The sequence below is a fragment of the Streptomyces sp. NPDC042259 genome, from assembly GCF_055582085.1.
The window spans coordinates 1-25,150 of sequence record NZ_JBVJDW010000023.1 but is presented as its reverse complement, the minus strand read 5'-3'; the positions used below and the strand labels follow the sequence as shown (position 1 = coordinate 25,150).

General features: G+C 73.6%; 10 protein-coding genes. All 10 read right to left on the bottom strand.

Translation table 11 applies throughout. The features are described from left to right. Positions 1-3: 3 nt before the first annotated feature. A complete protein-coding gene (gene sbnB, locus ACZ6MA_RS33560) occupies positions 4-1,035 on the bottom strand; it encodes a 2,3-diaminopropionate biosynthesis protein SbnB (RefSeq protein ID WP_469438663.1) in 1,032 nt (343 codons plus the stop codon). Positions 1,036-1,051: 16 nt separating this feature from the next. After that, on the bottom strand, positions 1,052-2,032 hold the full coding sequence (locus ACZ6MA_RS33555) for a TauD/TfdA family dioxygenase (protein WP_469438676.1): 981 nt from the start codon (positions 2,030-2,032) through the stop codon (positions 1,052-1,054). Next, on the bottom strand, positions 2,032-5,109 hold the full coding sequence (locus tag ACZ6MA_RS33550; RefSeq protein WP_469438662.1) for a non-ribosomal peptide synthetase: 3,078 nt from the start codon (positions 5,107-5,109) through the stop codon (positions 2,032-2,034). Before ACZ6MA_RS33550 ends, ACZ6MA_RS33555 begins: the two co-directional genes overlap by 1 nt. A gap of 79 nt (positions 5,110-5,188) precedes the next feature. Beyond that, on the bottom strand, positions 5,189-6,016 hold the full coding sequence (locus ACZ6MA_RS33545) for an ABC transporter permease (protein ID WP_469438660.1): 828 nt from the start codon (positions 6,014-6,016) through the stop codon (positions 5,189-5,191). Continuing rightward, the gene (locus ACZ6MA_RS33540; RefSeq protein ID WP_469438659.1) at positions 6,013-6,948 is read right to left on the bottom strand and encodes an ATP-binding cassette domain-containing protein; all 936 of its coding nucleotides are present in this window, start codon (positions 6,946-6,948) and stop codon (positions 6,013-6,015) included. The genes ACZ6MA_RS33545 and ACZ6MA_RS33540 overlap by 4 nt, the downstream gene beginning before the upstream one ends. A gap of 6 nt (positions 6,949-6,954) precedes the next feature. Next, entirely contained in the window at positions 6,955-7,164 is a 210-nt protein-coding gene (locus ACZ6MA_RS33535) for an MbtH family protein (RefSeq protein ID WP_469438657.1), read from the bottom strand. Then, entirely contained in the window at positions 7,161-10,808 is a 3,648-nt protein-coding gene (locus ACZ6MA_RS33530; protein ID WP_469438655.1) for an SDR family NAD(P)-dependent oxidoreductase, read from the bottom strand. The genes ACZ6MA_RS33535 and ACZ6MA_RS33530 overlap by 4 nt, the downstream gene beginning before the upstream one ends. Further along, positions 10,805-11,590 (bottom strand): thioesterase II family protein, encoded by a 786-nt coding sequence (locus ACZ6MA_RS33525; protein ID WP_469438653.1) that lies wholly within the window; start codon positions 11,588-11,590, stop codon positions 10,805-10,807. Before ACZ6MA_RS33525 ends, ACZ6MA_RS33530 begins: the two co-directional genes overlap by 4 nt. Positions 11,591-11,651: 61 nt before the next feature. Beyond that, entirely contained in the window at positions 11,652-21,674 is a 10,023-nt protein-coding gene (locus ACZ6MA_RS33520; protein ID WP_469438651.1) for an amino acid adenylation domain-containing protein, read from the bottom strand. Then, positions 21,671-25,150: amino acid adenylation domain-containing protein (locus tag ACZ6MA_RS33515; protein WP_469438649.1), on the bottom strand; the 3,480-nt coding region annotated here is incomplete at its 5' end. The genes ACZ6MA_RS33520 and ACZ6MA_RS33515, both read right to left, overlap by 4 nt.

Genomic DNA, 25,150 nt, shown 5'->3' with positions numbered 1-25,150 from the left:
CCCCTAGACGCCGTACCGCTTCGTCTCGTGGAAGAAGTCCTCGACGACGTGCGGGTCGCCCTCGCGCCGCACCTGGTCGTAGACGTGGGCGCCGACCGCCAGGTCGAGCACGCCGAGCCCGAACGGGGAGAAGACCACGGTGCGGTCGGTGGGCACCTTGGTCCGGCCCGTCATGACGTCGTACAGCGTGCCGTTGAGGAAGTCCCGGTTGCCGGAGAGCTGTTCGGCCAGGTGCGGCGAGGTGTTCGCCTTGAGGCAGTGCTCCACGTCGTCGACGAAGTTGGCGGCGCCCAGGATGATCTGCGGTGACAGGTCGCGCAGCGATACGTGCAGGACCAGCGGGTGGTGGGCGAACAGGCCCGGGTCGGTGATGTGCGGGCTGCCCGCGACGGTGGCGAAGACCACCAGGTCGCTGGCGCGGATGAGGGCGTCCGCCGTGGGGTGTGCCGTCACCCGCCCGCTCTCGCCGGAGCGGGCCAGGTAGTCGGTGAAGCCCTCCGTGTGCCGCTGGGACAGGTCGTGCACGCCGACCTCGTCGAAGGACCAGCCGTTGCCCGCCAGGTAGGTGTGCACGTACCGGGCGATCAGTCCGGTGCCGATGAAGCCGACCCGGGTGGGGCGGCCGCGTTCCCGGGTGAGCCGGTCGGCGGCCAGCGCCGCGGACGCGGCCGTCCGGCTCGCGCTGATGATGGAGCTCTCCAGGCAGGCGTAGGGGTAGCCGGTGCGCGGGTCGTTGAGGATCAGGACCGCGGAGGCGCGCGGCAGCCCGGACTCGACGTTCTCCGGGAAGCTGGAGATCCATTTGAGGCCGTCCACGCCGATGTCGCCGCCGACGGAGGCGGGGAGCGCGATGATCCGCGCGGTGGGCCGGTCGGGGAACGTCAGGAAGTACGACGGCGGGTTGACCGTCTGCTCCCTGCCGTGCGCGACGTACGCCGCCTCGACCATCTCCGTGACCCGCTTCTCCTGGCCGCTGATCGCCTGCTGGACCTGCCGGCCGGAGATCACCGTGAAGGTGGGGGCGTTCTGTGACATCTGTGTTCTCGAACCTTCAGGCGGGTTGGGTGGTGGGACGCGCCATGGCGACGAGCACCTCGCGGGCCCCGTCGTAGGGCAGCCGGCTGTGCGCGGTGCGGAGGTTGTCGACGATCATCAGATCGCCGGCCTGCCAGGGCTCGGCGACGGTGACGCCGTCGTACACCTTGTTGATCAGCGCGACGATGTCCTCGGTGATCTCTCCGCCGTCACCGAAGCCGGTGTTGAACGGCAGGTCCTCGCGGCCGTAGACGTCCACGAGGTACTCGCGGACCTCGGGGGCCATGGTCCATTCGTTGAGGAAGGCGATCTGGTTGAACCACAGCCGTTCGCCGTCGGCCGGGTGGCGCAGCACCGCCGGGCGGCGCTGGCTGGTGCGCAGCCCGTTGCCGTGCCACTCGTAGGAGATGTCGTTGGCGGCGCAGTAGCGTTCGACCTCGGCGCGGTCGGTGGTGCCGAACGCCTCCGTCCACGGGATGCCGATGTCCTCGGTGTAGCTGCGGTTGAGCAGCCACCCCTCGCGTTCGAAACGCTCGACGAGGTCGGCCGGCAGGGCCTCCAGCACCCGGCCGGCGGGCGCCAGGGCGGTCGCCCCGCCGCTCTCGGGCGCGGTGAGGCAGGCGAAGAGCATGAGCGAGGGGAACTGCGAGGAGTAGCTCAGCTCGTGGTGCATGCACATGGGCTGGTTCGGCGGCCACTTGGAGGAGGAGTAGACGCCGTCCTCGTACGTCCAGCGGGAGGCGAACGCCTCGCGCTCGGCCATCAGCTCGCCGCCGAGGGTGCGCAGGACGGCCGCGGCGCCGGTGGCGTCGCGCAGGCCGAGGCCGCGGACCAGGACGGCGCCGTGCGCGGCGACGACGCGCAGCAGCGCGTCGCGGTGCGCGTCGGCCCAGGCGGCCGGATCGCCGCCGGCGGGGGCGGTGACGAGGGGCGGCCGTCCCTCGTCGCACCGCCCGTCGAGTCCGGCGAACGGATCCGTGTCGTGCGACGGCACCATCACACTGCCTCTCTTTCCTGCGTCTCGTGGATGTCCCGCACGACGGCGGCGGTCTCGGCCGGCCGGGTGCGGAAGAAGTGGTGGCCACCGTCGGGCAGTTCGTGCACGGTGACGGTGCGGGCCAGGCCGCTCCAGGCCGCGAGGTCGTCGGCGTGGCCCCGGGTGGCGGGGTCGTCGGCGGCGACGACCAGGGTCAGCGGGGCGGCGACGGGCGTGGCGGGGGGGTTCTCCAGGGCGTCGGCGAAGAACGCGTTCGCCTCCAGGACGTCGTGCCGGTAGGCCGCCGCGACCACCGCCGCCCGGCCGGTGTCGGTCCCGGCCAGCTCGGTGTAGCCGTGCTCGCCACTGAGCCGGGCGGTGATCTCCGGGTCGGTGAGGGTGCCGAGTTCGGCGCTGGACCGCCGGCGGGCGGCCGCCGAGCCGGCCAGCTGGGCACCGATCAGGACGGCCCGGACCTCGTGGCCCTGCTCCTCGAGCAGTCGGGCGGTGCGCACCGCCAGGGCCGCTCCGGAGGAGTGCCCCCACAGCAGCACCGGGCCGATGCCGCGCTGGGCGATCTCCGCCACGACTGCCTTGGCGGTCTGCTCGTGCGACACGAACGGTTCCCGTTCGGTGGTGAGGTCGTGGCCGGGGAGTTCCACGCCGTGGACGGCGAGCGCGCCGTCCCCCAACGCGGCTGCCAGGGGGCGGAAGTTGACGGCGTTGCCGCCCGCGTAGGGGAAGCAGATCAAGGTGGCGGCCGGGGCCGGCGGGGTGGCGAGCGGCTGGAGGAGTCCGGTGTCGGTGTCCGCCGCGTCGACGAAGGCGGCGAGGTCGGCCAGGCGCGGAAGGCGGTTGACGTCCTTGAGGGACACGGCCCGGTCGAGCTTGACGACCAGGCGTACCGCCGAGAGGGAGGTACCGCCGGAGTCGAAGAAGTGGCTGTGCCGGCCGACGCGTTCCGGGGCCAGGCCCAGTACGTCCGCCCAGGCGGCGGCGATCCGCGCTTCCGTGGGGGTGGCCGGCGGCTCGGCGGTGTCCTCGTCGGCCCGGGCCAGTTCGAGCAGGGCCTTCTTGTCGATTTTGCTGTTGGCGGTGAGCGGCAGGGCGTCCATGCGGTGGAAGCGGCTCGGCACCATGTACTCGGGCAGCGCGGCGGCCAGCCACGACCGGAGGGTGTCGACGGGGTGTTCGGTGGCGGCGGCGTAGAACGCCACCAGGCTCGACCCGACGACGACCGCGGCGGTGTCCCGGATCCCGGCCACGCCGAGCAGCCGGTTCTCGATCTCGCCGAGTTCGATGCGGAAGCCGCGCAGCTTCACCTGGGCGTCGCGGCGGCCGAGAAACTCCAGCTTGCCGTCGGGCCGCCAGCGGCCGAAGTCGCCGGACCGGTAGAGCCGGCTGCCCGGCACGTGCGGGTCGGTGCCGAACGCAGCGGCGGTGCGTTCGGGGTCGTTGACGTACCCGCGGCCGACGCAGACGCCGGAGAACACGATCTCGCCGGTCGAGCCGAGCGGCACCGGCTCCAGGTCCGGGCCGACGACATAGACCCGCACATTGGCGACGGCCGGGCCGAGGGGCACCCGGTCGCCGCGCGGCGGCTCGGTCATCACCTCGTGGTTGGTGTCGTCGGAGGTCTCGGTGAGCCCGTAGGCGTTGACGATCCGGGTGCCGGGGAACGCCGTGAACCAGCGCTCGATGAGTTCCTTCTTGAGCGCCTCGCCGGTGGAGGAGACGCACCGGACCCGGCCGAGGCCGCCGCCGTGCTCCTCCAGGTGCGACAGCACCACTTCGAGGTAGGACGGGACGAGCTGGATGATGTCGGCGCCCCGGGCGGTCTCCACGAAGCGCGACACGTCCAGGATCGCGTCCTGCGGCACGATCAGCGTGGTGCCGCCCGCCAGCAGGGCGGCGACGAGCTGCCAGAGCGAGATGTCGAAGCACTGCGGGGCGACCTGCGCGACCACGTCGCCCTCGCCCACGCCGAGGTCGTCGATCTTGGCGTAGAGGTGGTTGAGCAAGCCGGCGTGCTCGCACATCGCGCCCTTGGGCTCGCCGGTGGAACCGGAGGTGAAGTAGATGTAGGCGAGCCGGTCGGGGCCGATGTCGAGGCCGAGGTCCCCGTCGTCGGTTGCGGCGTCGGTCCCGTCGAGGCGGAGCACCGTCACGCCCGGCCGCTCCCGTACCGCCTCCTCCAGGTGGGCGGTGCTGCCCGGGGTGGTCAGGACGAGGGAGCAGCCGGCCCGGTCGAGGGTGGTGCCGATGCGGTCGGCGGGGAAGTGCGGTTCGATCGGCACGTACACGCCGCCCGCCTTGAACACGGCGAGGACGGCGGCCATCCAGTCCAGGTCGCGTTCGGTCACCACGGCGACGGTGTCCTCGGCGGTGAGGCCCGCGCCGAGCAGGGTCCGGGCGATGCGGTTGGCCCGGGAGTTCAGCGCGGCGTAGGTGATGTGCCGGTCGCCGAGGACGCCGGCGACGGCGTCGGGGTGCCGCCGGGCCCGCTCCTCGAACAGCTCGTGGAAGCGGCGGTCGGGCAGCTCGCGCTCGGGGCCCGCCAGGCCGACGAGCTGGTGCCGCCGCTCCTCGGCGGACAGCAGTCCCCGCGCCTCGTGCGATGCGTCGGGCTCCGCCGCGATGCGGTCGAGGGCGGTGAGGTGGTAGCCGGCGATCCGGGTGGCGTGGTCGGCGTCGAAGGCCTCGGTGCGGTAGGTGAGCGTCAGTTCGCCGCCGTCGGTGCCGACGGAGAACACCACGCCGTCGGGGAGGGTGCCCGCCTCGCCGCCGGCCAGCGTCTCGAAGCCGTGGCCCGGGGCGGTGGGCGCGGTGCGCGCCCGGTCCACCAGTTCCGCCCAGGTGCCGCCGGCCACCCGCACCAGGTGCGGGGCCGGGCCGACGGCGGCCGCGTCCTCACCGCTGAGGGTCGCGACGACCTTCGCGTGGGCGGCCAGCAATTCCACCGGACCCGGGCCACCAAAACCGGCACTGGCACCGGCACCCGCACCGGAATCGGTCAGCGGGAAACGCAGGGTCGCAATTCCGGGTGCCGCGTCGATCGCCGTCGTCCACCGCGGGACGGTGGTGAGACCGAACTCCATAAAAAGGGCTCCTACGCTCAGGTGGGTGGACGGGCGAAAACGTACCCGGGAGAGTTTCCGTCTCGTTATCGATCACTTTTCAGCGACGTCGATAACGGCGCACGGCCAGCGGAATGGCGAACAGCATGATCCCGACGCTCCACAGAACGGTGCCGGTGACCGGGCCGGCGACCGGGCCGCCGATGAGCAGATTGCGGCAGGCGTCGGTCACCAGGGTCGTCGGATTGGCCGAGGCGAACGCCCGCATCCAGTCCGGCATCGTGCTGGTCGGCACCAGCATGGAGCTGCCGAACTGCAGCGGGATCATCCAGAGGAAGCCCACCGACTGCACGGAGTTCGGGTTCTTGATCAGGAGGCCGACGTACGCCGACACCCAGGCGAGCGCGGTGCCGTACAGCAGCGTGAGCAGCACGGCGCACACGGCCATCAGGAAGCCGGTGTGCACCCGGAAGCCGATGACCAGCGCGAAGCAGAGGATGACGATCTGGCCCAGCAGCAGCCGGCTCATGTCGGCGAGGATGCGGCCGGTCAGCGCGGCGGAGCGGGCGATGGGCAGGGCCCGCAGACGGTCCATCACCCCGTTGCTGAAGTCCATCGACAGCATGAAGCCGGTCGAGCGGGACGCGAACATCAGCGTCTGCACCATGATCCCGGGCAGCAGGTACTGCCGGTAGTCGCCGGGGCGGCCGGCCCAGATGGCGCCGCCGAGGACGTACAGGAAGATCAGGGTGAACACGATCGGCATGAGCACGGAGTCGACGAGCTGCCCCGGTTCATTGCGGATCTGGATCAGGTTGCGCCGGGCTATGGCGAGCGAGTGCCGCAGGGTGGCCCGGGGCCCGACCCGGCCGGAGCCGGTCAGGACGGGCGGCGCGGGGCGGGTGACGGGGGCGGTGGTCAAGGTCACGGAGCGGTACTCCCGGTCAGCTCGAGGAAGACCTCGTCGAGGGTGGCGACGCGGGTGTCCACGGCGGCGACGGCCACCGCCGATCCGGCGATGCCGCGCACCGCGCGGGTCAGCTCGTCCGCGTCCGCCAGCGGCAGCGTCAGCACACCGGCCGCGCGGTCGATGTGGCCGCCGAGCCCGTCCCGGGCCAGTTCGGCGGCGAGGGCGGGCAGGTCCCCGGGGTCGAGGGGCCGGATCCGCAGGGACTGGCCGCCGAGCCGGGCCCGCAGTTCCTCGGGGGTTCCCTCGGCGATCACCCGGCCCTTGTCGACGACCACGACCGAGTCGGCCAGCGCCTCGGCCTCCTCCATGTACTGGGTGGTCAGCAGGACGGTCGCGCCGCCCGCGGCGCGTTCCCGCACGATCGACCAGAGTTCGTTGCGGCTGTGCGGGTCGAGTCCGGTGGTCGGCTCGTCCAGGTAGATCAGCCGTGGGTCGCCCATGAGGGAGGCGGCGAGGTCGAGGCGCCGGCGCATGCCGCCGGAGTACTCGCGGGCGGTCTTGCCGGCGGCGTCGGTGAGCCGGAAGCGCTCCAGCATCTCGTCGGTCGCCCTACGGGCCCGGCGTGCGGGCATGTCCAGCAGCCGGGCGATCAGATAGAGGTTCTGCCGGCCGGAGATGTCCCCGTCGACCGAGGCGAACTGCCCGGTCAGCCCGATGCAGCGGCGGACCTGCTGCGGCTCGGCGGCGACGTCGTACCCGAAGATCCGGGCCCGGCCGCCGTCGGCCCGCAGCAGGGTCGCCAGGATGCGCACCAGGGTGGTCTTGCCCGCCCCGTTGGGGCCGAGCAGGCCCAGGACGTTCCCGACCGGGACGGCGAGGTCGACCCCGTCGACGGCCCGGTGGTCGCCGAAGCGCTTCTCCAGTGCCTCGACCTCGATCGCCAGGGTCATGGGCGGTTATCCCTCCACCGCGGTGACCAGGCTGCGCGGGCGCATGTCGGTCCAGTTGGCCTCGATGTACGCCAGGCACGCGTCGCGGGTGTCGGCCGGGTGGGCGGTCTCCCAGCCGGCCGGCACGTCGACGAAGACCGGCCACAGGGAGTGCTGGCCCTCGTCGTTGACCAGCACCAGGTAGGTGCCCTCGGGGTCCTCGAACGGATTGGTCATGCTCGTCCTTCCTCGATGTGCGGGGTCAGCACCACGGCGAGTTCGCCCACCGTGGGGTGTTCGTAGAGCTGGTGCACCGACAGCCGGCCGGCCACCACGCCGTTGATGCGGCTGACGAGTTGGGCGGCGCGCAGCGAGCTGCCGCCGAGGTCGAAGAAGCGGTCGTCGCGGCCGACGTCGCCGCCGAGGACGTCGCTCCACAGCGCGGCCAGCGTCCGTTCCAGCTCGGTGACCGGCGGCACGAAGCGCCTCCCGCCGCGCTTGAGGGCGGCGACGGCGAGGGCCGGCAGGTGCTCGCGGTCCTCGGGCAGGTGCTCCAGCCGCAGACAGCGCAGCGGGAGGCCGAGCTGCCGGGCCACCGGTGCCACCGCGGCCCGTACCTCGGCCTCGGACGCGGAACCGGTGTGGACGACGATCGCCTCGGCGGTCCGCAGGGTGTCGGGGGCCAGGGCCCGCACGATGTGCTCGTTGCGGCCGTCGAGGCCGACGAGCAGGGTGGGGTGGTCGGTGCGCAGTGCGGCGAGCAGCGAGGTGAGGCCCCGCTCGGGCTCGATGGTCAGGAAGCCCCGGGCCGCCGCGGCGTCCTTCGGCGCGCCCCGGTTCATGCCGAGGCCGGCCCAGTTGCTCCACGCCAGGCAGTGCACGGGGCGGCCGCGTTCGCGTCCCCAGTGGTCGGCGAACTGGTGCAGGAAGCCGTTGGCCGAGGAGTAGGCGGCGAAGGAGCTGCCCCCGAACTCGCCGTTGACCGAGGAGAAGAGCAGCAGCGGTGTGTCCGGCCGGTCCTCCAGCAGCGCGGCCAGCGCCAGCGTGCCGGCGGTCTTCGCCCGGTAGGCGTCCCGGAAGGACTCCTCCGAGGCGTTGACGGCCTGGTGGCGTTCCAGCTCCGCCCACTGGTGGGAGACGTCCGCGCCGGCGAGGTGCAGCACGCCGTCGAGCGGTGCCCCCCAGCGGTCCTCCGCCTCGCCGACGGCGGCCCGCAGCGCCTCCGGGTCGGCGACGTCGGCCGCGCGGTAGCGGACGTCACCGAGGGCGCCCAGGTCGGCGAGGCGTTCGGCGCGTACCCCCGCGTCCGCCGCGCCGCGGCCGGTCAGCAGCAGCTTCGCCCCGTAGGCGGCGAGGAGGTATTCGGCGATCGGGTGGGCGACGCCGCCGAGACCGCCGGTGATCAGGTACCGGCCGCCCGGCACGAAGGCGTCCTCCCCCTCCCCGTCCCCGCCCGGGGCCACCGGCCGCAGTCGTGGCACCAGGCGGCGGCCGCCGCGGTGCGCGACGAGCGTCTCGGTGCCGGGCGAGGCGAGTTCGGTGACGACCGCCGCGGCCCGCTCGGCGGGGTCGGCCACGTCGAGCTGGCGGATGGAGGGCAGCGCGTGCTCCGCGGCGACCGTCCGGACGAGGCCGGGCAGCGTCGCGGTCCGCAGGTCGAGGGTGTCGCCCGCGGCCGTCCACAGACCGCCGGTGGTGAGGACGAGCAGGGGCGGTACCCCCTCGGCCCCCTCGGCCGGGCCCCGGGCGGCCAGGTCCTTCACCAGGCGCAGCACGTCCAGGGCCACGCTCTCGGCGTCGGGCCCCTGCGCCAGGTGGACGACGGCGCCGACCGGCCCGCCGGGGGTGACGACGAGGTCCGGTACGCCGGGCAGATGGGCCAGTGACGCGCGCAGCGCCTCGGGCACCAGCCACGGGCCGGGCGGCAGCGCGCCCCGCGCGGCGGGCGCCTCGATCCAGGTCCGGGCGAAGAACCAGGAGTCGTCCGGCTCCTCGAGCCACTCGTCGTACAGGCCCGCGTCGAGGTCGGCCAGCAGCTGGGCGCGCTGGATCTTGCCGCTGCCGGTCTTGGGGAACCGGTCCTTCTCGACCGGGATCACCAGGTCGGGCTGGAGTCCGAGCGCCTCGGCCACCCGGGCCTTGATCGCGGAGATGGTGTCGTGGACGACGGTGCGGTCCCCCGAGGCGGGGACGAAGAAGACCACGAGCTGATCGGTGCGGTCACCCGCGCCGGACCAGCCGCAGGCGGCGACGTAGGTCACCTCGGTGCCCTCGACCTGCTCCGCGATGGACTCGACGTCGTAGCTCAGGACGTTGGCGCCCTGGACGATGATGAGGTCCTTCTCCCGGCCGGTGATGGTGAGCCGGCCCTCGTGCAGGAAGGCCAGGTCACCGGTGCCGAACCAGCCGTCGGAGGTGAACGCCTCCGCGTTGGCGGCGTCGTTGCGGAAATACCCGTCCATGATCGTCGGGCCGGTGATCTGCAGCCGTCCGACGTGGTCCTCGGGCAGTACCGCGCCGTCCTGGTCGACGATCCGCAGCCGCACGCCGGGGACCGGCGGGCCGACCTCGGTGAAGGTGACGGCGTCGGCCTCCGTGGACCAGCGCAGCGCCCTGCCGAGCGAGTCCTTGGCGACCCGCAGCCGCCCGGCCTCGGAGTCCTCGGCCAGCAGCGTGGAGTAGGTGACGCCCGAGCTGGTCTCCGACATGCCCCAGCACGGGCGCAGCGCCCCGCTCGGCAGGCCGTGGGGGGTGAGCAGCTTCAGGAAGCGGTCGGAGGTGCGGCTGACGACGGCCTCGCCGGCGTTGCACAGGTGGCGCAGGCTCGACAGGTCCCAGGAGCGGCCGGCCATGGCCTCGGCGCGCTCGTTGACCAGGGCGAACGCGAAGTTCGGGGCCCAGGTGTTGGTGACGCGGTACCGGTCGGCCCAGTCCAGCCAGCGCAGCGGCTCGGCGAGGAACTCCTCGATGGAGGCGTTGATGTGCCGGCACCGCAGCACGACGTCGCGCACGTTGTACATGACGATGCCGCCGACGTGGTCCAGCGGCATCCAGTTCAGCGCGACCTCGTCGGCGTCGAAGCCGTTGACCGCGGCGACGGCCCGGGTCCGGGCGAGGATGCTGCGGCTGGCATGCCGGACCACCTTGGGCACACCGGTGCTGCCGGAGGTGAGCAGGTGCACGGCGGGGGTGTCCGGGGTGGCCGGGAACCAGTCGGTGCTCGGTTCGGCGGCACCCAGTTCCTCGACGGTGGCGACGCGCACCTCGTCCGTGCCCCACAGGCCGGGCAGCTTGGCCACCGCGGGGGCGAGCCGGGCGTCGGTGAGCAGCAGCGGCTTGCCGAGCAGTTCCCAGGCGTTGCGCAGCTTGGTGGTGACGGCGTTCTCGCGGTCGTAGCCGGGGGCGGCGCCGACCGGTGTGGGCAGGTAACCGCCCAGGACGCAGGCCCAGAACGCGGTGACGAAGGCCCGGTTGCCGGCGAACTGGAAGAGCACCGAGTCGCCGGGGGCGATGCCGGTGGCGCGCAGGCCGGTGAGCAGCCGCTGTGCCTCGTCGAGCAGTCGGGGGTAGCTCTGGAAGTCCTCCTCGTCGCCCGTCAGATAGGTCGTCCCCTTGTCGGGGGCCAGCTCGGCGGCGAGCTTGAGGGCCTCCTGCAAGGTGGTGGGGAAGGCGGGGTCGGGGGGCAGTTCGCCGCCGAAGGCGAGGGCGGGCGGGCCGGCCGTGACGGGCGCGGTGGCCGCCTGTGCGCCGGGCGCGGCCGGGCGGGCCCGGTCGACACGGGCCTCGCGGCGCAGCAGCGGGACGGCCTCGTCGACCCCGGGGACGGCTTCGGCCGCCGCCCGCAGCAGGGCCAGCGGGTCGTGGTGTCCGGACTCCGTCATCGGGTCTGCTCTCCTTGGGCGTAGGCGGGCCGGCGGCCCAGCAGCGTGCCGCCGATGACCGCGGTCAGCTCCGCGCCGGAGTCGGTCAGGTAGAAGTGGCCGCCGGTGAAGACCCGGACCGCGCTCGCGCCGGTGGTGTGCCGCCCCCAGGCGTGGAGGGCCTCGACGGGGGCGCGCGGGTCGCTGCCGCCGCCGAGCGCGGTGATCGGCACGGCCAGCGGTTCCTCCTCGCGGTGCTCGTGCCTCTCCCAGAGGGTGAAGTCGGCGCGCAGCGTCGGCAGCAGCAGCCGCATCAGCTCGTCGTCGGCGAAGATCCGCTCGGCCGTGCCGTCGAGGCCGCGCAGGGCGGCGGTGAAGTCCTCGTCGGACAGCTCGTGCAGCCGGTCCACGGTGACCGGGTGGCCGGGGGCCGGCTGCCCGGAGAGGAACAGATGGCCGGGCTGGGTGCCCCGCTTGCGCAGCGCCCGGGCCAGCTCGAACGCCAGCAGCGCGCCGCCGCTGTGCCCGAAGAACGCGTACGGGCCCTGGAGGTAGGGCCGCAGCGCCACCGCGGTCATCCGGACGGCGAGGTCGACGGAGGCGGGCACCGGTTCACCGACGCGGTCCTCGCGGCCGGGCAGTTGCACGGCCACGAGTTCCACCTCGGGCGGGAGCAGGCCCGGCCACGCGGCGAACGCGCTCGCCCCCGCCCCCGCGTGCGGGAAGCAGAAGAGTCGGACCTTCCGTTCGGGCCGCGCGGCGCGGCGGACGAACGGCGTTTCGGCTATGAGCCTGTCGGACATGACGGAGCCGCCTCGGCGTCTGCGGATCGAAGAGGAATGTCTCGCATGCTAGGCAGCACCTTTATCGGTCCCCTATTGCGGCCGTTTCCCCGGTGTATTCGAGGAAGGGCGTTATCCGTTCGGCGATATCGCGGAGGGCGGTCGGGGCGAGGAAATCGTGGTGCCCGAATTCATAGGACGTGACCCGCAATTCCCCGTCCACGTAGGGGGCCCAGGCGGCGGCGAGTTCCGCTCCCTGGGCGTCGCCGCCCGAGGTGAACAGGACGGTGTCGCCCCGGTAGGCGGCGGGCCGGTGGGTGGCGACCACCCGCAGCGTGTTGATCATGACGTCGAGCAGGCGTTCGTCGGCGCCGCCGCCGAGCACCTCGCCGACCATGGCCAGGGCCCGGGCGCGCTGCCGTGCCTCGTCGCCCCGGTCGGCGGGGTCGCCACCGGCCTCGTCGCTCATCCGGGCGAGCACGTCCGCGTGGGTGAGCGGCGGCCGTCCCTGGGCGAAGGCGTCGCCGGGCCGGGCGTCCAGGATGGCCAGCAGGGCCACGGTCTCGCCCCGCTCCTGGAGGGCGACGGCCACGGCGTGCGCGAGGTTGCCGCCGCTGGAGTATCCGAGCAGGTGGTAGGGGCCCCGCGGTTGGACGGCGCGGATCTGCTCGACGCAGTCGGCCGCCCACGCGGTCAGCGAATCCGGCGGTTCGCCGGTGCCGTCGAGTCCGCGCGCCTGGAGTCCGTACAGCCCCACGTCCTCGGGCAGGCCGCGGCCCAGTGCCGCGTAGCTCCAGCTCAGACCCAGCGAGGGGGGTGTGCAGAACAGGGCGGGCCGGTCGCCGCCCCGGCGCAGCACGACCATCGGCCCGGTGTCGCCGGGTGTCTTGAGGCGGGTGGCGAGGGTGGCGGGTGTCGGGGCCTCGAAGACGGTCCGCACGCTGACGTCGATATCGAGCGCGGCGCCGATGCGGCCGACGAGGCGGATGGCGAGCAGGGAGTGGCCGCCGAGTTCGAAGAAGTCGGCGTCGACGCCCACGTGGGGCAGGTCGAGGGTCTCGGCGAACAGCTCGCACAGGAGTTCCTCGCTCAGGCTCCTGGGGTCCCGCCCGGTGCTGGGGGCGGGGGCGTCCGGCAGCGGCAGCGCCTTGCGGTCGAGCTTGCTGCCGTTGGCGGCCAGGGGCAGGGCGTCCAGCAGGACGACCGCGGCGGGCACCATGTAGGCGGGCAGGACTTCGGCGGCCGTGGCGCGGATCCCCCGCGCGTCCGGCCGGCGGCCGGCCACCGGGACGGCGTAGGCGATGAGCCGGTCGTCGTGGACGGCCGCGACGGCCTGGGCGACGTCGGGCTGCGCGGCGATGGCGGATTCCACCTCGCCCAGTTCGATCCGCAGCCCCCGCAGCTTGACCTGGGTGTCGGAGCGGCCGATGTAGAGCAGTCGCCCCTGGGCGTCCCACCGCACGAGGTCGCCGGTGCGGTACATCCGCGCGCCCGGGGTGAAGGGGTTCGCGACGAAGCGTTCGGCGCTCAGACCGGGGCGCCCCAGGTACCCGCGCGCCAGCGCCGGGCCGGCGATGTACAGCTCACCGGTCACGCCCGGCGCGACGGGCCGCAGGTACCGGTCGAGCACGTACGCCCGGGTGTTGGTCACCGGGGTGCCGATGGGGACGGTCCGGCGGGCCGTGCCGTCGGAGACCCAGTTGACGGCCCAGATGGTCGATTCGGTGGGGCCGTAGCCGTTGATGTAGCGGCGGCCGTCGCCCCAGCGGGCGACGACGTCCGGCAGGGCCGCCTCGCCGCCGGTGACCAGGACCCGCAGCTCGGGGAGTTCGGCCGGGGGGACCTGGGCCAGAACCGACGGCGGGACGTGCGCGTGGGTGATGCGTTCCTCGGCGAGGAAGGCCGCGAGCCGCTCACCGGTGAGGGTTTCGGGAGAGATCACCAGGCAGGAGCCGGTGAGCAGGGCCAGGCACAGTTCGGAGACGCTGACGTCGAAGCTCGGCGAGATGAGCTGCGAGACACGCATCGCCGGCCCGGCCTCGTAGCGCTCCGCCTGGTCGGCGGCCAGGCTCGCGATGCCGCGGTGCGGCACGACGACGCCCTTGGGCCGGCCCGTCGACCCGGAGGTGTAGATGATCCACGCGGCGTCGTCGAGGTGCCGGGTCACGGCCGGTTCGGTGCCGGGGAAGCCGTCGGCGTCCGGGAAGGAGTCGTGGGAGAGCACGCAGACGGGCCGGGTGTCCTCCAGCATGAAGGCGATCCGCTGCTCAGGGTGGTCCGGGTCGACGGGCAGGTACGCGGCACCGGACTTCACCGTCGCCAGCACCCCCACCACGAACTCCACCGACCGGTGCAGCTTCAGCGCCACGACCTCGCCGGGCCCCGCGCCCCGCTCGCGCAGCAGATGCGCGAGCCGGTTGGCCCGCGTGTCCAGCTCCGCGTAGGTGAGCGTGACGTCACCGGCCCGCACGGCCGGCCGGTCGGGGGTACGGGCCGCCTGGCGGGCGAAGAGTTCGGGCCAGGTCAGCTCCGGCACCGTGCGGCCGGTGTCGTTCCACTCCTCCAGGACCCGGTGGCGCAGGGCGGTGCCGAGGATGTCGAGGCGGTCCACCGGCCGGTCGGGGTCGGCCACGGCCGCGGCGAGCAGCCGCACCAGCGCGTCGACGAGTTCCTGGGCCGTCGCGGGGTCGAACAGGTCGGTGGCGTAGCGCAGGATGCCGGTCAGCCCGTCGGTGTCGTCCTCCTCCAGGGCGAACGCCAGGTCCACCTTGGCTGCCTCGGTGTCGACCTGCACCCCACGGGCGGTGAGACCGGCGAACTCCGGCTCGGTGGCGTCGAGGTTCTGCAGGGTGAGCATGACCTGGAAGAGCGGGTGGTGGTCGAGGGACCGGGCCGGGTTGAGCGCCTCGACGAGCCGCTCGAACGGCACGTCCTGGTGGGCGAACGCGGCGAGGTCGGTTTCCCTTACCCGGTCGAGGAGTTCGTGGAAGGAGGGGCTGCCGGAGACGTCGGTGCGCAGCACGACGGTGTTGACGAACAGCCCGACGAGGTCGTGGGTCGCCTCCTCGCCGCGCCCCGCGACGGGTGTGCCGAGTGGGATGTCGGTTCCGCAGCCGTAGCGGGAGAGCAGCACGGCGACGGCCGCCTGGAGCACCATGAAGAGGCTCACGTGCCGGTCGCGGGCCAGTTCGGCGAGGGCGCGGTGCAGCGCGGGTTCGATGGCCAGCGGCACGGAAGCGCCGTGGTAGCCGAGGGCGGGCGGGCGGGGGCGGTCGGTGGGCAGGTCGAGCAGGTCGGGGGCGCCGGCGAGGGTCTCCCGCCAGAACGCGGTCTGCCGGGCCAGCTCGCTGTCCGGGTCGCTCTCGTCGCCGAGGACCTCCAGCTGCCACAGGGCGTGGTCGGCGTACTGCACCGGCAGGGGCTCCCAGTGCGGGGCCCGCCCGGCCCGGCGGGCCTCGTAGGCGGCGGCCAGGTCGCGCAGCAGCGGGCCCATGGACCAGCCGTCGCTGACGATGTGGTGCACGAGCACGACCAGGATCTGCTGGAACGCGCCGTCGGTGAACAGCCAGGCACGGACGGGGATTTCCTCGTCGAGCGCGAAGGTGTACCCGGCGGCGATGCCGAGGTCGGCGCCGGCCACCAGCTCCAGGACCGGTTCGGCGTCGACGACCCGCTGGTACGGCTCGCCGTCGTGGTCGCCGAAGACGGTGCGCAGGCTCTCGTGCCGCCGGGTCACGTCGGCGAGGGCGGCGCGCAGCGCGTCCCGGTCGATCCGGCCGGTGAGCCGGAGCGCGAGCGGGACGTTGTACGTCGCCGACGGCCCCTCGAAGCGGTACATGAACCACAGCCGGCGCTGGGCGGCGGACAGCGGCACCCGCTCACCGCGCGGCCGGGGGGTCAGGGCGGGCCGGGCCGCCGGTGCGGCGGTGGGCTCCTCGGCGGCGATCCGGGCGGCGAGCGCGGCCACGGTCGGCGCCTCGAACAGGGTGCGGATGCCGACCCGCGCACCCAGTTCGGCGGCGACGCGGGCGACGAGCCGGGTGGCGAGCAGCGAGTGCCCGCCGAGGTCGAAGAAGGTGTCGTCGATGCCGACCGAGGGCACGCCCAGGACCTCGGCGAAGAGCGCGCACAGCGTCTCCTCGCGGTCGTCCCGGGGCCCGCGGGCGGACGTGGTCACCTCCGGCACCGGCAGCGCCGCGCGGTCCAGCTTGCCGTTTCCGGTGAACGGCAGCCGGTCCAGGGCCACGTACGCCGAGGGCGTCATGTACTCCGGCAGCTGGTCCGCGACGTGGGCGCGCACCGCCGCCAGGTCGGCACCGGCCGGTGTCACGTAAGCGACCAGGCGCTTGTCGCCCGGGCGGTCCTCGCGCAGCACCACGGCGGCGTGCGTCACGTCCGGGTGCCCGCCGACGGCCGACTCGATCTCGCCGAGTTCGATCCGGAACCCGCGCAGCTTGACCTGCTGGTCGACCCGGGCGACGAACTCGAGCCGCCCGTGCCGGTTCCAGCGGCCCAGGTCGCCGCTGCGGTACATCCGCGAGCCCGGCGGGCCGTACGGGTCGGCGACGAACTTGGCCGAGGTGAGCCCCGGCCGGCCCAGATAGCCGCGGGTGACGAGGTCACCGGCGATGTACAGCTCACCGGTGACACCGACGGGCACCGGGCGCAGCCGCGCGTCGAGCGCGTACATCCGGGTGTTCCAGACCGGCCGTCCGATGGTGATGACGCCGTTCGGCACGGCGTCGCCGGGGGCGATGCGGAACTCGGTGCAGCCGACGGTGGTCTCGGTCGGCCCGTATTCGTTGACGACGGTGGCCTCGGGGTGCCGGGTTCGCCACTCCTCCAGCAGCTCACCCATCAACGCTTCGCCGCCGAGGACGAGTTGCCCGGTGGGGGAGAACGCGTCGGGCAGGGAGAGCAGCAGGGAGAGGTGGCTCGGGGTGGCCTTGACGAAGGTGGGCCGCTCCCCGGGCGCGGCGCCGTCGAGGTCGACGAGCCGCACGGTGCCGCCGGAGGTCAGGGGCGCGAAGAGGCCGGTGACGGTGAGGTCGAAGGAGACCGGCGAGTGCACGAGCGCGCTGCCCGCGACGGCCGGGTAGGCGTCGCGCGCCCACGCCAGGTAGGAGTTGAGCGACCGGTGCTCGACCACGACGCCCTTGGGCCTGCCGGTGGACCCGGACGTGAAGATCACATACGCGGCGGCGGTGTCCGGCACGGAGTCCGGCAGTGGCGCCGACACCGCCCCGGCCGCGAACGCGTCCAGTTCCACGCGGGGGCGGTCGCCGGGGACCGGCGTCCGTGTGGTGGTCAGCACCAGGAGCGGATCGACGTCGTCGAGGACGAACGCGAGCCGGTCGGCCGGGTGCCCGGGGTCCAGCGGCAGGTACGCCGCCCCGGCCCGGAACACGGCGAGCACCGCCACGACCAGGTCGACGGACTTCGGCAGGGCGATGGCCACGAACGTCTCGGGGCCGGCCCCCCGGGCCACGAGGTGCCCGGCGAGCCGGTCGACGCGCTCGGCCAGCTCGGCGTACGTGAGGCGGTCCGCCCCGCTCACCACGGCGACGGCGTCGGGGGTGCGGGCGGCCTGGGCGGCGAACAGCTCCGGGACGGTCGTCCGGGGGATGTCGCGCCCGGGGTGGTTCCAGCCGACGAGGACGTCGTGGCGTTCCCGCTCGGACAGCAGGGGCAGGTCCCCCAGCGGCAGGTCCGGTTCGGCGACGGCGGCGGTCAGCAGCCGCACCAGGCGGTCGGCGAGGTCGCGCACGGTCTCCGGGTCGAACAGGTCGGTGGCGTACTGGATCGCGCCGTGCAGGCCGTCCGGCCGGCCGTCGTCGGTGTGCTCCTCGGCGAGGAAGAAGGACAGGTCGAGCTTGGCGCTCTCCGAGCCGACCTGCTCCCGGGCCACCCGCAGCCCGGCCATGTCGAAGTCGCCGCCGGTGGTGTTGGCGAAGGTGAGCATCACCTGGAACAGCGGGTGGTGGGCCAGCGACCGGGCCGGGTTGATCTCCTCGACGAGCCGCTCGAACGGCACGTCCTGGTGCGCGTAGGCGGCCAGGTCGGCCGTCCGGACGCGGCGCAGCAGCTCGGCGAAGGACGGGTCGCCGGAGACGTCGGTGCGCAGCACCAGGGTGTTGACGAAGAAGCCGACCAGGTCGTCGAGGGCTTCGTCGGTGCGCCCGGCGATGGCCGTGCCGAGGGCGATGTCGGTGCCGGCGCCCATGCGGCTGAGCAGGGCGGCGATCCCGGCCTGGAGGACCATGAACACGCTCGCCTGGTGGGTGCGGGCCAGTGCGGCGATCTTCTCGTGGACGTCGGCGGTCACGGCCAGCTCCACCACACCGCCGCCGGTCCCGGCGGCGGCCGGGCGGGGCCGGTCGGCGGGCAGCTCGATGAGGTCCGGCAGGCCCGCCAGCGTCTCGCGCCAGTAGGCGAGCTGTCGGGCCATGAGGCTCTCGGGGTCCTCCTCGCCCGCGAGCAGCTCGTGCTGCCACAGGGCGAAGTCGACGTACTGCGCGGGCAGGTCCTGCCAGGCGGGGGCGTCCCCGGCGAGGCGGGCGGCGTAGGCGGTGGCGAGGTCGGTGGCGAGCGGGGCGGCCGACCAGCCGTCGCCGGCGATGTGGTGCAGCAGGAGCAGCAGGACGCTTTCGTCGGGCCCGGCCTCGAAGAGGGTGACGCGCAGCGGCGCCTCCCGCCGGATGTCGAAGGCGTACTCGGCCGCGGCGGCGAGGGCCGGCGCGGAGTAGGGCTCGGTGCGCAGTTCGACACCGGCGGGCAGGACCCGCTGGTAGGGGGTGCCCTGGGCGTCGGGGAAGACGGTCCGCAGCGCCTCGTGCCGCCCGGCGACGTCGTTGATCGCGTCCCGGAGGGCGGTCCGGTCCAGCGGGCCGGTCAGCCGTAGCGCGATCGGCAGGTTGTAGGTGGCGCTGGGCCCTTCGAGCCGGTGCAGGAACCACAGTCTGCGCTGCGCGTACGACAGCGGCGGGTGTTCCGGCCGTGCCCCGGCGCGCAGCGGGGGGCGGGCGGCGGCCGCGGTGTCGAGGCGGGCGGCGATCCCGGCCGGGGTCGGGGCCTCGAACAGGGCGCGGATGGGCAGTTCGACGGCGAACGCGGAGCGGATCCGGCTGACCAGGCGGGTGGCGAGCAGGGAGTGCCCGCCGAGGGCGAAGAAGTCGTCGTCGACACCGGCCCGCCGGATGCCGAGCACCTCGGCGAACAGGCCGCACAGGATCTCCTGCTGCGGGGTGGTGGCGGCCCGGCCGGTTGGGGTGCCGGTGAACTCGGGGGCGGGCAGGGCGGCGTGGTCGAGCTTGCCGCTGGGGGTCAGCGGCAGCGCGTCGAGCGTGACGAACGCGCTGGGCACCAGCGCCTCGGGCAGGCGGGCGGCGAGGTGGTCGCGGACCGTGCGGGCCGATGTGCCGCCGGGCCGCTCGCCCTCTCCGCGCGGCGCGGCGGGGACGAGGTAGGTGACGAGCCGGTCGTCGGACGCGGTGACGACGGCGTCGGCGATCCCGGGCAGTTCCAGGACGGTGGCCCGGATCTCGTCGAGTTCGATCCGCACGCCGCGCACCTTGACCTGCCGGTCAGCGCGTCCGGCGAACTGCACGGACCCGTCGGGGTTCCAGCGCGCCAGGTCGCCGGAGCGGTACAGCCGCGAACCGGCCGGACCGAAGGGGTCGGCGACGAAGCGCTCCGCGGTCAGGCCGGGGCGCCGCAGGTATCCGTCGGCGAGCTGGACGCCCGCGAGGTACAGCTCGCCGTCCACACCGGGCGGGACGGGGCGCAGCGCCGCGTCGAGGATGTAGACGCGCGCGTTCCAGACCGGGAAGCCGATCGGCGCGTTGTCGGGGCCGATGTCCTGGCCGCCGTGCCACGCGGTGACGTCGATGGTGGCCTCGGTCGGCCCGTACAGGTGGTGCAGGGGGACACCGAGCAGGTCGCGGAAGCGCCGGTGCAGGTCCGCCGGCAGGGCCTCGCCGCCGCAGAAGACACGCCGCAGGCTCGTGCAGCCGGCCGCGTGCGGGGTCTGGGTGAAGGCGGCCAGCATCGACGGCACGAAGTGCGTGGTGGTCACGCCCGCGGTACGGATCAGCTCGGCGAGGTACTCGGGGTCCCGGTGGCCGTCGGGCTTGGCCAGCACCATGCCGGCGCCCTCCACCAGGGGCCAGAAGAACTCCCACACCGATACGTCGAAGCTGGTCGCGGTCTTCTGCAGCACCCGGTCGTCCGCGGCGAGGGGGAAGGCGCGCTGCATGCCGTCGAGCCGGTTCACCACGGCGGCGTGCGGCACGACGACGCCCTTGGGGCGGCCGGTGGAGCCGGAGGTGTACATCACGTACGCGGCGTCGGCGGGGCGCAGCGGCCGGGTCCGGTGCGCGTCGGTGAGCGGCGCGTCCCCGTCCCCGTCCTCGCCCGGGCCGGTGCCGTCCGGGTCCGCGCTGTCCAGGCTGTCCAGTACGAGGAGCGGTTCGGCGTCGGCGAGCATGAAGGCCACGCGTTCGGCGGGGTAGCCGACGTCGACCGGGAGGTAGGCCGCCCCGGTCTTGACGATCGCGAGGAGCCCGACGACGAGGTCCACCGACCGGGGCATGGCCAGGGCCACGAGTTCGCCCGGTCCCGCGCCCCGCGCGACGAGCGAGCGGGCCAGCCGGTTCGCCCGGGAGTGCAGCTCGCGGTAGGTGACCTCCTCGCCGTCGAAGGTCACCGCGATCCGGTCCGGTGTGCGGGCGGCCTGGGCGTCGAGGAGATCGGGCAGGACGGCGGGGGGCAGCGCCAGGCCGGTGGCGTTCCACGCCTCGACGACCTGGGCGCGCTCGGCCGGCGACGTCACCTCGATCCGGCCCACGGCACGGTCCGGGTCGGTGGCGATGGTCTCCAGGACCCGCAGGAAGCGGGCCGCGATGGCCTCGCCCCGAGCCCGGTCGAACACCTCGGGCCGGATGTCGAGGCGGGCGACGAGGCGGTCCCCGGCGATACCGGTGATGAGGCCGAGCGGGTAGTGGGTGGCCCCGCCGCCGTCGATGTCGGTGATCCGCAGCCGCGCCGCCGAGGTGTCGTCCTCCTCGAAGGGGTAGTTCTCGAAGACGACGATCGAATCGAACAGTTCGCCGTCGCCGATCTCGCGCTGGAGGGCGGCGAGGCTGATGTGCCGGTGCTCGACCAGGTCGCCCTGTTCGCGCTGGAGGGTGTGCAAGGCGTCGGCGACCGGGACCGCCGGGTTCAGCCGCACCCGCACCGGGACGGTGTTGATGAAGAGGCCGATCATGTCCTCGACGCCGGGCAGATCGGCCGGCCGGCCGGAGACGGTGGCACCGAAGACGACGTCGCTCCGGCCGGTGAGCTGCCCGACGACCAGCGCCCAGGCGCCCTGCACCAGGGTGTTCACGGTCAGGCCCCGCTCGGCCGCCGTCCGGACCAGCCGGGCGGTGAGTTCCGGCGACAGCCCGGTGGTGACGCGCTGCGGCAGCACCGTCCCCCCGGCCGCCCCGGGCGCCACCAGGGTCGGCCCGTCGAGGCCGTCGAGCGCCGAGCGCCAGGCGGCCTCGGCGGCGGCGGTGTCCTGCCGGCCCAGCCAGCGCAGGTACTCCTTGTACGGGGTGATCCGGGGCAGCCCGTCGGTGCTGCCGCCCGCCTCGTAGACGGTGAACAGCTCACGCACGAGCAGCGGGGCCGACCAGCCGTCGAGCAGGATGTGCTGGTTGGTCATGACGAGCCGGTGCTCGCCCGGCCCGAGGTGGACCAGGGTGAACCGGATCAGTGGGGGCCTGGCCAGGTCGAACCGGGTGGCGCGGTCGGCCGTCAGGAACCCCTCCAGCTCGTCCGCGCCGAGCGTAGTCTCGGCCCAGCCGGGCGCCATCGTGCGGGGGATGATCTGCATCGGCTTGCCGTTGGCGCGCTGCCGGAAGCCCGCGCGCAGATTGGCGTGCCGGCGCAGCACGGCCTCGGCGCTGTGGCGCAGCAGCTCCGCGTCCACCTCGCCGGACAGCTCCAGCACCAGTTGCGTGTTGTAGACGTCCACGGCCTCGTCGTCGTAGAGGGCATGGAACAGCAGCCCCTCCTGCAACGGTGTCAACGGCAGGACGTCCTCGAGCCCCGAGCGCTTCATTCCCACTCCCCCAGTTCCGCCTCAAGGCTGTCGATCTCGTGCTGTGTCAGTTCGTCGCTCAGGTCGGAGGGGGTCAGCCCGGCCGCCTCCGGCCGTTCGCCCGCGAGCGCGGTGAGCGCCGCGAACCAGGCCTCCCCGAGCCGCCGCACCTCCGGCTCGGCCAGGACCTGGGACGCCCAGGTCCAGGTGACGACGAGCCGCGGGCCCCCGGCGCGGTCCTCGGTGGCCGCCGTGATCTCCACGAGGTGCGTCATCGGCATCTCCGGCGACCGCGGCGCGGGCACCGGGCCGTCGACGGTCTGCCAGTCGCCGCCGCCGTCGCCGCCGTCCGCGTAACGGCCCAGGTAGTTGAAGCCGAGCTGCGGTGTCACGGCGAGGCCGGGCTCCTCGGACACGTGGCGCAGGATGCCGTACCCGATGCCGTTGTCGGGGTACGCGCGCAACTGCTCCTTGACCTGCTTGAGCCGGTCCGTCGGGGTGGCGCCCCGCGCGTCCAGCCGGACCGGGTAGAGGCTGGTGAACCAGCCGACGGTCCGCGAGGTGTCCACCCCGTCGGCCAGGTGCTCGCGCCCGTGGCCCTCCAGGTCGACCAGGACCGGGCCGGCGCCGCGCCACTCGGTGACCGCCGTGGCCAGACCGGTCAGCAGGACGTCGGTGACGGTGCCGTTCACACTGGCCGGGACCCGGGTGAGCAGGGCCTCGGTGATGTCCGAGGGCAGTTCCAGCTCGAGTGTCCGGGCGGTGGCGGCGGTGTCCACGGCCGGGTCGAACGCCCGGCTGCCGAGCGGCGGGTCGGGGGTGGTGACGGTCTCCCGCCATACCGGCAGCTCGGCCGTCCGGTCCGCGGCCCGCACATGCCCGGACCAGGTGCGGAAGGACGTGCTGACCGGTGCCGGCGCCGGTTCCCGCCCGGCGGCGACGGCCTCGTGGGCGGCGGCGAGGTCGGGCAGCAGGATCTGCCACGACACCGCGTCCACCACGAGGTGGTGCAGGACGATCAGCAAAGTCCCGGGCCGGCCGGCACCGGCGTCGTACCAGACGAAGCGGGAGACGTCGCCGGACGCCGGGTCGAGTTCCCGGCGGGCGGCCTCGGCGGCCGTCCCGTCACCGGCGTCGACCCGCCGGACGTGGGCGGTCACCACGCCCCGGGGCCGCACCTCGTAGGTGCCGTCCGGGTGGCGGCGCAGCCGCAGCATGTCGTGGTGGTCGAGCACGCTCTGCACCGCACGGCGCAGGGTCCGCTCGTCGAGGCCGGCGGGGGTCCGGACGCGCATCGACTGGTTGAAGCCGTCGGTGGCGGCGAAGCCATCGAGCCAGCGCATGATCGGTGTCGGCGTGAAGACGCCGATTCCGGCGTCCGGGTCCTCGGTCGTGACCGGGACGGTGGTGGCCACTTCGGCGAGACCGGCGGGGGTGCGCTGCCGGAAGACGTCGCGGGCCGCGACCAGCAGCCCGGCCGCGCGGGCCCGGCTGACCACGCGTATCGACATGATGCTGTCGCCGCCGAGGTCGAAGAAGTTGTCGTCGGGGCCGACGGCGGGCAGGTCGAGGACGTCCGCGAAGACCTGGCACAGCAGGGCCTCACGGTCGTCGGCCGGGCGCCTGGCACCCGTGTCCGCGCCGGTGACGAACCGCGGCGCGGGCAGCGCGGCCCGGTCGACCTTGCCGTTGGGCAGCAACGGAACCTCGTCCAGCGCCATGACCGCCGCCGGGACCATGTACTCCGGCAACGACCCCGCCAACCGCTCACGCACCACCACCGGGTCCGCGTCACCGACGAAGTACGCCACCAAGCGCCGGTCACCCGGCCGGTCCTCCCGCACCACCGCGACAGCCCGGTCGGCACCGGTCATGGCGTTGACCGCGGACTCCACCTCGCCCGGCTCGATACGGAAACCACGCAACTTCACCTGCGCATCCGCACGACCCAGATAGTGCAGCTCACCCTCGGCGTCCCAACGGGCCAGGTCACCGGTGCGATACATCCGCTCACCCGGCACGAAAGGACTGGCGACGAAACGCTCGGCGGTCAGGCCCCTGCGGTTGAGATAGCCACGGGCCAATCCGGCACCTGACACATACAACTCGCCCACGACACCGGGCGCGACGGGACGCAGGGAGGCGTCCAGCACATAGACCCGCGCGTTGACGATCGGGCGGCCGATGGGCGGGGTCACCTCACCGGACAGCGGGGCGCTCATCGTGGCGCACACCGTCGTCTCCGTCGGGCCGTAGGCATTCACCATCCGCCGGCCCACGGACCACCGCGCCACCAACTCCGGCGGGCACGCCTCACCCGCCACGATGATCGTGGCCCCGGCCGACAGGGCATCCTCCGGCAGCACGGCCAAAGCCGTCGGCGGCAACGTCACGTGCGTAATGCCGCTACCGGACAGCAACTGCCCCAGCTCCGGGCCGGGCAGGATGCGGCCCGCCGGAGCGAGCACCAAGGTGGCCCCCGACAGCAAGCCCATGATGATTTCCCAGGCCGCCGCGTCGAAGCTCGACGCCGCGAACTGCAACACCCGACTGCCCGCACCCACACCGAACGCATCAACCTGCGCCCGCGACAACGACGCGATACCCGAGTGCTGAACAACCACACCCTTCGGCCGCCCCGTCGAACCCGATGTATAGATCACATACGCCGGGTGCTCCGGACGAAGGCCCACCGTCGCGAGCGGGTCCGCGTTGCCGGTCGCCGTCCCCGCATCGAGGAGGAAGACCCGGGTGTCGGTGTGCGGCAGCTTCTCCACGGTGAGTGAGTCGCTGATCAGCAGGGCGGGGGCGGAGTCGGTGAGCATGTGGCGCACCCGCTCCTCCGGATAGTCCGGGTCCACCGGCACATACGCACCACCGGCCCGCAACACCGCCAACAGCGCGACGACCAGCTCCACCGAACGCGGCAGGGCAACGGCCACCACGGACTCCGGACCCACGCCGAGGGTCACCAAATGCCCGGCGAGCGCTTCGGCCCTGCCCGCCAGCTCGGCGTAGGTCAGCTCGACGTCCCCGAACACCAACGCCACATCGGACGGCGCGGCCGCCACCCGCTCCGCGAACAACTCCGGGAACGTGGAAGCCTCCACCCCGGCGGCGGTGTCGTTCCACTCCTCCACGACCTGGCCGCGCTCGGCCGCCGACAGTACGTCGACCCGGGACACCGGAGCGTCCACATCCGCGAGAACCGCGTCCAGCACACGGACGAACCGCTCCCCCATCCGCCGCACCGTCTCCGCGTCGAACAGATCCGACGCGTACTGGATCTCACCGGAGATCCCGGAAGGCGTTTCCTCGATGTGGAAGGTCAGATCGAACTTGGCCACACCCAGGTCGGCGTCCTCGGCGACGGCTTCGAGGCCGGGGAGGCCGAAGGTGGCCTCGGTGTTGTTGTCGAAGACGACCATCACCTGGAACAGCGGGTGGTGAGCGAGGGAACGCTCCGGGCTCAGCACCTCCACCAGCCGCTCGAACGG